Genomic DNA, 12,426 nt, shown 5'->3' on the forward strand with positions numbered 1-12,426 from the left:
AAAAAGGTGGAAAAAATTTTGAAAACATCTAAAAGAAGGCTCAGGATTATCTGAAAATGTACCTTAAAATCGGAGTTGAAAAAAGAAATTTTTCTGGTGCCATAGCGTCAAGGTGATTCCCGAAAGTGCCTGAAAAAACATAAAAAAAGCTACCCTTGGACGGAGTAGCTTCGTGGTCATCATATACTTTTTTTCGCAAGATAGAAATCAACCATTTCATAATCGCTTGCTTCTCTTTCCTGCATTTCAACGATTGTTTTTGGTGGTGGCACAATCACTTTTTGCCCAGGTCTCCAATCCAAAGGCATCGCGACTTTGTATTTGTCGGCAGTTTGCAATGCGATCAGGACTCGCTTGATTTCGTCCATGTTTCTGCCCACATTCAATGGATAATACATGATCAAGCGGATTTTACCATTGGGATCTATAAAGAATACAGCTCTTACGGCTGCAGTTTCGCTTTCTCCGGGCTGTAGCATACCATACAATTTGGAAACTTTCATGTCAATATCTGCGATGATCGGAAACTCAAACAGGATTCCCGTGTTTTTCCTCACATTATTTACCCACGCGATATGCGAATGGATGGAGTCAATACTCAATCCGATCAGTTTTGCATCATTCTCATCAAAGAACTTTTGCTCCAAAGCAAAACCGCTCATCTCTGTGGTACAAACAGGTGTAAAATCAGCAGGATGCGAAAATAAGATTGTCCACTTTCCTTTGATATAGTCTGAAAACCTGATCGGACCTGTGGTGGTCATCGCCGAAAAATCAGGAGCCATATCCCCAATTCTTGGCATGGAATATATTTGTTGATCGCTCATAACTTTGTTGTTTTATTGTTAATGATTGATCAAATTTCAATAAAATGACAGCTAATTCATGTGACCAATGTTACTAGGCTTTTAGATTTCGATTGAAAAAATCTATGAGGGATTTTACATCCCTATTGATAATCAACCGAACATCAAGCCATAAAACCTCGAGATTTTTGCCTTTAATTCTCCCAAGGTTACCAAACCGTTTGCTCTTAAAAACTCTTTCCCCTCAAAATAAACCAAGATTCCGGGAACAGCCATCATCCTTAGCTGTGCTGCCAATTCCCTGTTTTGATGGGCGTCCAAAACAAGCAGTTCCATTTCCGGAAATTCCATGCTGACCATTTCTTGGACTTTGGGGAAAAGGCCGGTACATACGCCACACTTTTCCTGAAAGAAATAAACCATCAAGGCCGGCTTGGCTTTTAACAATACTTCAAATTGATCCAAACCTAGTTTTTCGCTTACTTCCATTGGATCGTGTAGTTTACTATAAAATTGACATGAACCATATTCACCTTGTTATAAATCCATTGGGGTTTCAGTTCACCGGAATGCATATTGATTTTACTCATCAAAATCAGGTGAAAATCCAGACCTTTTCCCCAATCCACCGGGTCATATTTTCCTCCTAAATTGACTTGCGCATAAGAAGGGAAGCCATATTTATTGAACTCAACTCTGGAAGGTTCGGGTAGAAAATGAAGTCCTGCATAGCCATAAACCTGGATCCCTGATTTTAGAAAATTCCTTTGGTAGTAGGTTGTAAGCGCATCTACTTGATTGTAGCCTTCATTTCTTTCTCTGGGAATGAAGGTGAAAAAAGGATCCCTTCCCCATTCTCGTGGGCTGAGAAATCTTCCCTGTCCATCAATTCGTGTGTAGTTTGCCCACCAGATCATCTTGGGATTTTTTAGGCCTATCCTTCCGCTAAACACGAAATTCAGATCATCGGGATCTTTGTATTGTTTCAATGGATCAGGATTCCCCCCGTCTCCGAGTCCATGTTGGAGGATAAATTGAAGGCCGGTAACCAGCTTGTTGGAAGTTCCTGCAAGTTCCCAATCGTTGTTGACTTGCGAAAACAGCGTAGAGGAAATATTATCCACATACGTGTGGTTGACCTCGATAAGCATGTCATTGGTCACCCGGTGCTTCCAGTCCAAAATCGTCACAAAGTCACTTTGGGTATTCCCGGTGTAGCCTGAGGGTTTCCCTTGCACACTTTGACCTTCCGGATATATGCCAATAGATTCTCCCACATTATACCATCCTGAAGATGATCTAGGGCTTATTCTCCCGATGAAATCTGCTGAAAACTGGTTTTTGGAATCAGGCTTGTAATTCAGGTGAATTCCTTCCACAAAGGTCGGAGACAATCTCCCATCCTGTGGATTGACAAAGGGTGTGTTGATGATCATTCTTCCCAAAACGGCAGCAAACTTTTTGGAATTGTAGCGCAATTGAAGCTCTTCCAATTTTCCAAAAAACTTGTCCTTGGGGTCATTCACATCAAAGAGACCGACTTCATACCGATTGAAATTTCCGGTAACGGGATCTCTCCCGGTCAGATCCGAACTCTTCACATTGCCGAATGCAGTATATCTCCCTAATAGGGAAAAACCTTTATAATCCTTTGTCCTCAGCTGGATGAAGGCACTTTGACCCAAAGCATAGTCATCCTTGAAGTCCTCCCAATAGCTCGTAGACATCCAAAATGAACGCAAACCTACCGTTCCCTGAATGACAGATTCCCTTTGGGATTTGGTGGAATCCTGAACTTGGGCTAAGCTGACCTGACTAAATGAGGATAAAAAAATCAGAAAGATGAAAGCTTTCATTTAGATGCGTTGTCTCTGGCTTCTTTGATAGGTTTGAATGGACCAAATTTGTGTTGCTCTTCAGTAAATCCGTCAGCATAGGGTCCAAAAGGATGGTCGATCGGCTTCTTAGAAATGTCAGGCCAATCTTTGCTGAGGTCTTTTTTGGGTCTTGGCAAGGAATTGACATAAGCAGCCACATCCCAAGCTTCTTCATCTGTCAGCAAAGGTCTTTCGAAAGTGGCCCCCAAAGGCATATTGGTTTTTACATATCCTGCAAATCTGGACATTCGGTACAGACCTGCGCCATTATTGTAGCTGTTATCTCCCCAAAGTGGCGGATAGATATGCCCTGATTTATCAGGTTTTGGCATCCCTTGTCCATCTTCCATGTGACAGCTTTGACACTGACGGGAATAGACAGACTTCCCTTTGACAGGGTCAGCAGCCCTATCCATAAAAGCCAATTGATAGATCCCGACGCCTTTTGGCGATTCGTCTTTTGGTACATCTTTTCCAAGCCACTGCATATAGGCGACCATGGCCACCATTTCCTTGCTGTTGCTTTCGAGAGCCTTGCCATTTAGGCTTCTTTCGAAGCAGTCATTGATTCTTTTTTGGACGTCCTCCATCTGACCGGACCTTGCACGGACTTTTGGGTAATTTGCAGATACACCACTGTAGTTGTTACCCAAAGGGGCAGTACCGGCATTCAGGTGGCAATTCTGGCAATTCATCCCATTTGAAATTTTCTTCACTTTGCCATTAGGTCCTAGATAAGCAGCCGTATTGGCAATAAGTTCTTTACCATATTTGATATCCTCGGCATTGGGTTCCTGATCGACAGAACCCCAATCAGGAGCCTGCCAAAGCCCTTCTTTTGGAATTACCCCTTTGTAAGTATCCACCACAACCGTAGCTAAAGCTTGCATTTCAGTTGGATTTGGTTGATTCAAAGGAGGAAGGCTACCCCCACTGAAAACTACAACAATCACACCTATCAGTACAGCAGTCAGTAGAGTTACGCTCAGCAATAGACCGACCATCATGGTCAGCATTTTGAGAATGGGTTGTAAAGAGTCTTTCATAGTATGGTAAATATAGCAATTACAAAATTGCCATGATTTTGTACCAAAAAGATGTGATATACATCACAGTACTTTGATTTCCTGCAAAGCTATTTTACTGACACCAAAAAAACAGGCCTGGACTCATTTGTCCCTGACAATAAAAACCCTTGTTCTTGCTTGGAAGAGGAAATTGTGATCAGGTCGTGGAGCTTTGCCTCGGAAAGGTAATTGATCAGTAATTCTGAAAAGGCAATACCTTTGGAAATACAAAAATCCTCCACCCAGCGGATATAACTCACATTGTTGACATGGTTGTTCATGTCAAGGTCAAATGGCATGACAGTCAATTCAGAGCTCTTTTCCATATCAAAGCCAAGATCTAACTTTCCCGGCAGAAGTCCGGGATCAACATTTTCAGAAAACAATTCCGGTGGCAGTACATGGTTTGGTCTTTGAGGCCTTTTTGATTGTACATCAAGCAATAGCCAAGCTGACATGGATTCGGCAATTATATTCCCATCGGAATCTTCCACCAAAAACTCCCTCAAGGCAAAAACTTTATTGATTCCCCTTCCTGCTGTTTTGACAATGATATGGTCGCCCCATGAAGGCATCTGATGGACTTTTATCTGCATTCTTGACAGGACCCACATATATCCCTTGTCAAATAGAGTCTGACCAAAATCACGGCTATCCGCATGCTTCCAAGCAACCTCCTGCATCAGGTCTCCGAGGGAAGAAAACCTTAATTTTCCAAAAGGATCTATCTGAAAGGACAGAACCTCAAAAGTTTTTTCAAATTGAAAGGGTTCTTTGGGTTCCATAAATTATTGTTTGGTTACCTCATCTACCGATTCAAAAACCTGTAACCTGATAGAGCTCAATACCGCTATACCTAGACCGGCCACGGCAACCAAGGCAAATGAAGCTTTTAAACTCAACAAGTCTGCAATAAAACCAATCAAAGGAGGTCCTATCAAAAACCCAAAAAAGGAAATTGTCGATACGAGGGCCAAGGCAACTCCAGGAGTATATAATTTTGACCGACCTGCAATGCTGTAAGATATGGGAATAATTGCCGCTACTCCAAGTCCCACCAACAAAAATCCTATGGTCGCAAAAACAGGAACAGGAAAAAGAACCGAGAGCATCAACCCACAGAAAATCAAAATCCCGCTCATCCTCAGGATCAGTACCCTCCCAAATTTATTGTTCATTCTATCAGAGATAAACCTTCCTGATGCCATCGCCCCCATAAAAGACACATAGCCCAGGGCCACAAATCCCGGTTCTATCTCGACCACTTTTTTGAAATATACCCCACTCCAATCAAACATACAGCCCTCACATAACATCCCTAGAAACGCGATGCCGCCAATTCTTAATAGCAGATCATCGGGTTTTTTGATTAGCAAACCTCCTCCTCCTGCTGAATTGCTTTTATCACTCACCAAATATCCTTGGGCCAAAACCAACACTATCAGGACTATAGAGGCTATAATTAGGTAATGGATATTGGGAAGAACTTTCAAATAAATCATTACAGCGCCTATACCTGCACCTGTAAATCCAGCCAAACTCCACAAGCCATGAAAAGAGGCAAGAATGCTCCTCCCATAGGTATCCTCCAAGGCCAATGCCTGTGTGTTTAGGGAGATATTCATCATGTTTCCGATCATTCCAAAAACCACAACAACAGGTACTAACATCCAGAGAGATTGGCTAAATCCTATCAATGGGAGAAATGTCATATACCCTATTACGCTTATCAAAACCACGATCCTACTCCCAAAATGATGAACGGCCCAACCCGCTATCGGCAAAGCAACCAAAGACCCTACAGGCAATCCCAAAAGAAGGCTTCCGAGCTGAGATTCTGACAAAGAAAACTTAACCTGAATATCGGGAATCCTTGCTGCCCAGGAAGAAAAACATAGTCCAGCCATGAAAAATAAACTTCCGAGGGCTATCCTCCTTTTTTGAAGCAAAGTCATGAATACCAATAGGGTTAGGTTCTTGGCTGCAAAGTAACGGACTTTGTGAAAATTAATTTGGGTTTTGGATAAATAATCTTGCCAATATTCAAACCAATAGGATTACCTTGAAGTTATTGAAAAAAAGACAGCATGGAATTTATAATTGTAGGATCAATTATTGCAGTTATCATTATAATGATCAGGTTTATCATCAAAAAAGTCTTTGATGGACAATCATAAAAAAAGCCACTTCCTTTCGGAAGCGGCCAGTTGTTTAAGTTCAATATTTTTTTCTGCTCAAATATTATTCTAATAACTCAAATCAGCTATTTTAATTCGGTAATTTATGGGAAAATCTTCCATAAACCCATGTCCCGGCCACGGCACTGATCAAGGTTACTAAAATTACTGTAAAGCCACTGCCAATCTGTGCAAACAAGGGTCCCGGACATGCGCCAGTCAGTGCCCATCCCAAACCAAAGATAAACCCTCCGATAATCTGTCCTTTGCGGAATTCTTTATCCATGATAATTATCTTTTCGCCTTTGATGGTTTTAATGTTGAACCATTTGATGACCTGAATAGAAAGTGCTCCCACAACGATGGCAGAACCGATTACTCCATACATGAAGAATGATTGTAGTCTAAACATTTCCTGGATTCTAAACCATGACACGATCTCTGCTTTGATGAAAATTATCCCAAATCCCACACCGATGATCAAGTACATCAATAGTTCCAATGGGCTTTCACCCTTTTTTTCTTTATTTGGAGTTGCTCCGACATTCGGCTTTTCTCCTTTTTTTACTGCTGTTCCCATTTTTTCAAAAGATTAAAACCCTACTAATTTCATCAAAGGCCCCAAGAAGACGTGTGTCATCAAAAATCCCCCTAACATAAAGAAGATGGTAGCGACGACTGAAGGCCACTGCAATGAACTGATACCCATGATGGCGTGTCCTGAAGTACATCCGCCTGCATATCTGGTTCCAAATCCCACCAAGAATCCACCAATTACAAAGAAAAGCAAGCCTTTTGCAGTGAATAAATTCTCCCAAGTGAAAATCTGGTGCGGCATTATACTGGAATAATCTGTTATTCCAAGCACAGCCAAATCCCGTTGGGTAGATTCTGCAACCTGAATCATTTCCGGATTGGCCAATAAATTATGTCCAATAAAACCTCCGATTGCTACCCCTATTACAAATGCGATATTCCACAATTCCTTTTTCCAGTCATATGTGAAGAAAGGGATATTGGCAGGAACACACATGGCACAAACGTGCCTCAAAGAAGAAGATATCCCAAAAGCTTTTCCTCCGGCAATCAGCAAGGTAGGTACAATAAGGCCAATCATAGGACCCGCAATCCACCAAGGCCAAGGCTGCTTGATCCATTCAATAAACTGTTCCATTTTATTAGTTTTGTTAAGGTTTTAAAATCTGTATTCAAATAAGAAATCTAAATTCCATTTATCCATCCCGTTGACCAAGGACTTTTCGGAAATTTTAACTTGGTTTCGGAATTTTTTTGCTCCCAAAAACGCAAATTCCAATAGTTAAATCAGGTTACTAAAGGTTTAATCAAGATATAGGTTAAGTGAAAATACGAAAGGATTTCTGAAACGCCAATGATGAAATTAATCCCAAAAAGAGCATTAAACCCATTCACATTATCATATTCAAAATTGTCCAGACTTTAGTCTGATAACAGTGATATTTATCACTTTGATTCAATAATGGAAATAAAAATGGCAAGACCGAAATCTTGCCATGTGGGGTTTAACACAACTCTTCTGTAATAATTTTTTTAAAGCAAAGTAGTTGGGCATACATATTCACTTACCTTGAACAAACCAGAATCCTTGATAGCATCAAATCCACCTTTGACATCTATCAGATTATCAAATCCCCTTGCTCTTAGAATTGAATTGAATACCATAGACCTATAGCCACCCGCGCAGTGCACATAGTAGGTTTTATCTTTATTGATTTGAGCCATACTGTCATTGATATAATCCAATGGTGCATTTTCAGCATCAATCACATGCTCGCTGAGAAATTCACTGTTCTTTCTGACATCTAAGATGTTGACTCCGCTCTCTTTTTCAATAAGGTGTGCAAGTTCTTCGGTAGTCACGACTTTGATGGAATCGACTTCTCTGCCATCTGATTTCCAAGCTTCATAACCTCCTTTGAGGTATCCAATGCAAAAATCATAACCGACTCTAGCAAGCCTTGTGATGACTTCCTCTTCTCTTCCTTCATCGGCTACGATCAGGATTTCCTGCTTGAGGTCAGGAACCAATGCTCCTACCCAAACCGCAAAGCTTCCATCGATCCCGATGTTGATCGAGTTTGGAACAAAACCTTTGGCAAAAGTCTGTGCATCTCTTGTATCTATGACCACCGCGCCGGTTTCGTTGGCGGCGGCCTCAAAAGCTGCGGGACTCAAAGGATTGAATCCTCTGCTCAATACTGTATCGATAGATTCATATCCCTGGATATTCATCATGACATTTTGTGGGAAATAGGCAGGAGGGGGAGTAAGTCCAGTAGTGACTTCTTTGATAAATTCCTCTTTGGTCATTTCCTGAAGTGCATAATTTGTCTTCTTTTGATTGCCCAAAGTATCAGTGGTCTCTTTGCTCATGTTTTTGCCACATGCACTTCCCGCACCGTGTGCTGGATAGACGATGATATCATCAGCCAAAGGCATGATTTTATCTCTCAATGAATCATACAAATGAGCCGCAAGTTTGTCTTGGGTCAAATCAGCAATAACTTTCTGTGCAAGGTCTGGCCTTCCCACATCCCCGATAAACAAGGTATCCCCAGTGAACAATGCCTCTTCTTTTCCTTCTTCATTGATCAAAAGATAGCAGGTACTTTCCATGGTATGTCCGGGAGTATGGATTACCCTGATTTTTGCTTTTCCAAGGGGGAATTCCTGACCGTCTTTGGCGACGATGGCATCAAACCCCATCTTCATTCCTGTAGGACCAAATACAATTGGAGCACCTGTCTTGATCGATAAATCCTTATGGCCAGAAACGAAGTCAGCGTGAAAGTGGGTTTCGAATACATACTTGATGGTATCTCCTCTTCTCTCTGCTTTTTCTATGTACGGTTGCACTTCTCTCAATGGATCAATGACAGCGGCTTCGCCATCAGATTCGATGTAATAGGCTCCCTGAGCCAAACATCCGGTATATATCTGTTCTATTGTCATGGGTTTTATGTTTTTTTCTGATGAATGATATGTAAAATTATCAACCTGCTGTTTTTATTAAAATGACTTATGTCACATTTTTAAATTAAACTTTCTGACGCAAATTGTCTTCAATTACTTTAATCAATTGGTTGGATGGAACCACGCCTGATTGCCTCCAAAGCGGTTTCCCATTTTGGAATAAAATCAATGTAGGAACGCCACGCACCTGATAAGAACTTGCTGCATAGGGATTCCTGTCGACATCCACTTTGATGATTTTGACTTTGTCACCCAACTGACGGGCGGTATCTTCTAGGATAGGCTGCATCATTTTACAGGGTCCACACCAAGTGGCAAAGAAATCCACCAAAACAGGTTGGTCTCCTGAAATCAATTCGCTGAATGTTTTTGGTTGTGCACTCATGGTTATTATAATTTAGATGATACAAAGCTACCATGAAGGCTTCCGCCGAACAGTAATTTTTATCACAATACCTTAAATGCTGTTAAAATCCCTATGGATTAGGATTTATTGTTTATTTTCGCCCGAAACTATTATTTCATAAACAATGCTTGAATATAAAAAGGTCAATAACCTCACCGGTTGGCTGGTTTTTCTTATCTCTACCACCGTCTTTGTATTGACTGTGGAACAAACCGCCAGCTTTTGGGATCCGGGAGAATTCATCGCTGTTTCCTACAAGCTTCAGGTACCGCATCCTCCGGGAGCACCTTTCTTCTTGTTGATTTACAGGATGTTTGGATTCCTAGCGTTCGGGGACGGATTGGCAGTCGCTTATTGGATGAATGTCGGAAGTGCTGTTTTCTCTGGATTTACTGTTCTTTTCCTTTTTTGGACCATCACTTTGTTTGGACGCAAACTTTTTAAGATCCAAAAAGGAGCAGAAACAAAAGGACAAATCATTACTTTGATGGGTGCCGGCGTGGTTGGATCACTCATTTATACATTTACGGATAGTTTCTGGTTTTCTGCTGTAGAAGCAGAAGTATATGCCATGTCCTCCTTCTTCACTGCGATAGTCATCTGGGCATTTCTGAAGTGGGATGTCATAGAAGACCAAAGGGAAGAAAACCGTTGGATGATTTTTATCGCCTATTTGGTGGGTTTGTCGATCGGTGTCCACTTGCTCAACCTTGTCACTCTACCTGCTTTGGCTTTGGTGGTATATTTCAAAAAATACCAAAACCCAAACCTCAAAGGGGGAATCATTGCAATCATATTGGGGGGAGTAGCGCTGATCATCATCAATAATATAATCATCCCCGGGCTCCCAAGTCTGGCCGGTTCTATGGAGATTTTCTTTGTCAACAGCATAGGACTGCCATTTGGATCGGGAATAATTGTTTTTTCAGCGCTATTTTTGGGTTCACTTATTTATGGAATCCTTTATTCCATCAAGAAAGGCAAAGTCATCCTCAATACCGTTTTGGTTTCACTTGTCTTTATCTTGATCGGTTACGGTTCTTATGCACTCATTGTCATTCGTGCCAACCAAGATCCTGTCATCAATGAAAATGCTCCAAAAGATATCATCAGCTACGTTTCGTATCTGAAAAGGGAACAATATGGCTATCGCCCTTTGATTCACGGGCAATATTTTGATGCCGAGCTGGTGGACCAAAAAGAAGGCGCCCCAATCTACATGAAAGGAAAAGATCGGTATGAAATAGTCGATTATTCCACTGTAAATGAATATGATCCCGAGAGGACAACCATTTTGCCAAGGATATATTCCACCCAAGACCGGCACAAGCAGATCTACCAATCCAAGCTTGGATTGAGGGAAGGGCAAAAACCAACTTTTAGTGACAACCTGTATTTCATGATTACCCATCAACTTGGGCATATGTATTACAGGTATTTTATGTGGAATTTCTCAGGAAGGGAAAGTGATTTCTCAGATGCACCTTGGATGGGCATTTCAGATTTTTTCTCAGACATCTATCCTGATTATATCAAAGAAAACAAAGCCCACAACAACTACCTGATGCTGCCTTTGATTCTTGGATTGATCGGTTTGGTATTTCAGGCAAAGAAAGACAACAAATCTTTTTTCATATCAGCCATGCTGTTTCTGATGATGGGCGTGGTATTGGTATTGTACCTCAATTCTCCACCTGTCGAACCGCGTGAAAGGGATTATATTTATGTCGGTTCATTTTATGCTTTTGCGATTTGGATAGGTTTGGGTGTGATGGCTTTGGCTTATTACATTGAAAGATTGAATAAAAATCTGGTCGTGGCAGGCATCATAGCCACGCTCGCAACTGTCCCCGTAGCATTTCTTATGGCCAACCAAAACTGGGACGACCACAACAGACAAGGGAGATTTTTCTCAGTGGATTCTGCAAGGAATTTCTTGGCCTCATGTGCTCCAAATGCGATTTTATTTACCGGCGGAGACAATGATACTTTCCCGCTATGGTATGTGCAGGAAGTTGAGGGCTTCAGGACTGACGTGAGAGTAGTGGTGTTGAGTTACTTTGATACGGATTGGTATGTAGAGCAGATGGCCCGTCCGGTCAATGAATCGGCGGCTTTGCCTTTTTCTTTGGATCCAAAAAATTATAAAAAAGGTACCAATGATGTCCTCTATGTCATGGAAAGAGAAGGTCTTCAGGCCATCTCCGCTTCCGAATACCTCAAACTTCTAAACAACGGAAGTGAGCTTTTGAAATTGGCTGCATCAGGAAGTAAGAACACTTACAACATGGTTCCTTCCAGAAACCTGATCCTTGATGTTGATCTGGAAAATGTATACAACCAAGGCTTGATTCCGGAATCCATGGAAGACTTGATGACCGAGCAAATCAACCTCAGGATCAAAGGAAATTACCTCACAAAGGGCAATCTGATGCTGATTGACCTGATTACCAGCAATAATTGGGAAAGACCGATCTATTTTAACAACACTTCCTTGGCTACTATTAGTTTGGATATCGAAGACTATGTGGTAATGGAAGGATTGACCTATAGGCTGCTTCCTGTCAGAAAACCTCAAGGGATGAGAACCGAATTGGTAAACACCGACTTGGCATACACCAACATGATGGAGAAGTTTGCTTTCAGGGGAATGGACAATCCGGATAATTATTTCGATGATGAATTCAGAAGATTTACTTCCAATCACCGTTCGGCCGTAAACAGTATCGCCATTGCGTTATTAGACGAAGATGATATGGACAGGGCTGCTGAGTTGTTAAAATTCAGTATGAAAGTGATGCCGCATGAGGCTGTTCCTTATGACTTGGCAAGCGGTCAATCAGTGCCACTGCTGTTTGAGGTTGGTGAGGATGACCTTGCATTGGATATTGTGGATAAAATTTCCCATAAATCTATTCAGATGCTGGACTTCTATCAGAAGACAGGACGTGATTATGACAGAGAAGCGATGATATCCATAGAAATGCTGAAGTTCTTTATCCCGCTTTTGGATGAAAGAGGTTATTCCGAAATCTCGGAAAATCTCAAAGCTGAATTGGAAAAAATCCTGGGGCCCGGTTC

General features: G+C 41.5%; 11 protein-coding genes. 1 reads left to right on the plus strand and 10 read right to left on the minus strand.

The annotated features are described in order from the left end of the window. Positions 1 to 179 precede the first annotated feature (179 nt). The 10 genes from ACZFYI_RS07625 to trxA all read right to left on the minus strand — a co-directional run bounded on the left by ACZFYI_RS07625 (position 180) and on the right by trxA (position 9,324). The gene (locus ACZFYI_RS07625) at positions 180 to 827 is read right to left on the minus strand and encodes a peroxiredoxin (protein WP_462523531.1); all 648 of its coding nucleotides are present in this window, start codon (positions 825 to 827) and stop codon (positions 180 to 182) included. Positions 828 to 959: 132 nt separating this feature from the next. Then, complete coding sequence (locus tag ACZFYI_RS07630) at positions 960 to 1,295, minus strand: thioredoxin family protein (RefSeq protein WP_462523532.1); 336 nt, start codon at positions 1,293 to 1,295, stop codon at positions 960 to 962. Further along, a complete protein-coding gene (locus tag ACZFYI_RS07635) occupies positions 1,286 to 2,662 on the minus strand; it encodes a hypothetical protein (protein ID WP_462523533.1) in 1,377 nt (458 codons plus the stop codon). The genes ACZFYI_RS07630 and ACZFYI_RS07635 overlap by 10 nt, the downstream gene beginning before the upstream one ends. Beyond that, complete coding sequence (locus ACZFYI_RS07640; protein ID WP_462523534.1) at positions 2,659 to 3,729, minus strand: c-type cytochrome; 1,071 nt, start codon at positions 3,727 to 3,729, stop codon at positions 2,659 to 2,661. The genes ACZFYI_RS07635 and ACZFYI_RS07640 overlap by 4 nt, the downstream gene beginning before the upstream one ends. 89 nt (positions 3,730 to 3,818) lie before the next feature. After that, positions 3,819 to 4,535, minus strand: a complete 717-nt coding sequence (locus ACZFYI_RS07645; RefSeq protein ID WP_462523535.1) for an acyl-[acyl-carrier-protein] thioesterase — start codon at positions 4,533 to 4,535, stop codon at positions 3,819 to 3,821. Positions 4,536 to 4,538: 3 nt separating this feature from the next. Continuing rightward, positions 4,539 to 5,705: an MFS transporter gene (locus ACZFYI_RS07650; protein WP_462523536.1), complete on the minus strand. Its 1,167-nt coding sequence runs from the start codon at positions 5,703 to 5,705 to the stop codon at positions 4,539 to 4,541. A gap of 313 nt (positions 5,706 to 6,018) precedes the next feature. Next, positions 6,019 to 6,507 (minus strand): DUF6691 family protein, encoded by a 489-nt coding sequence (locus ACZFYI_RS07655; protein WP_462523537.1) that lies wholly within the window; start codon positions 6,505 to 6,507, stop codon positions 6,019 to 6,021. Between the two features lie 12 nt (positions 6,508 to 6,519). Then, entirely contained in the window at positions 6,520 to 7,101 is a 582-nt protein-coding gene (locus ACZFYI_RS07660) for a YeeE/YedE family protein (RefSeq protein WP_462523538.1), read from the minus strand. Positions 7,102 to 7,496: 395 nt separating this feature from the next. Beyond that, positions 7,497 to 8,918: an MBL fold metallo-hydrolase gene (locus ACZFYI_RS07665; protein ID WP_462523539.1), complete on the minus strand. Its 1,422-nt coding sequence runs from the start codon at positions 8,916 to 8,918 to the stop codon at positions 7,497 to 7,499. A gap of 85 nt (positions 8,919 to 9,003) precedes the next feature. Beyond that, positions 9,004 to 9,324 (minus strand): thioredoxin, encoded by a 321-nt coding sequence (gene trxA, locus ACZFYI_RS07670; RefSeq protein WP_462523540.1) that lies wholly within the window; start codon positions 9,322 to 9,324, stop codon positions 9,004 to 9,006. Positions 9,325 to 9,469: 145 nt separating this feature from the next. Here trxA and ACZFYI_RS07675 point away from each other — a divergent pair. Then, positions 9,470 to 12,426: glycosyltransferase family 117 protein (locus tag ACZFYI_RS07675; RefSeq protein ID WP_462523541.1), on the plus strand; the 2,957-nt coding region annotated here is incomplete at its 3' end.

The organism is Aquiflexum sp. (assembly GCF_977115555.1).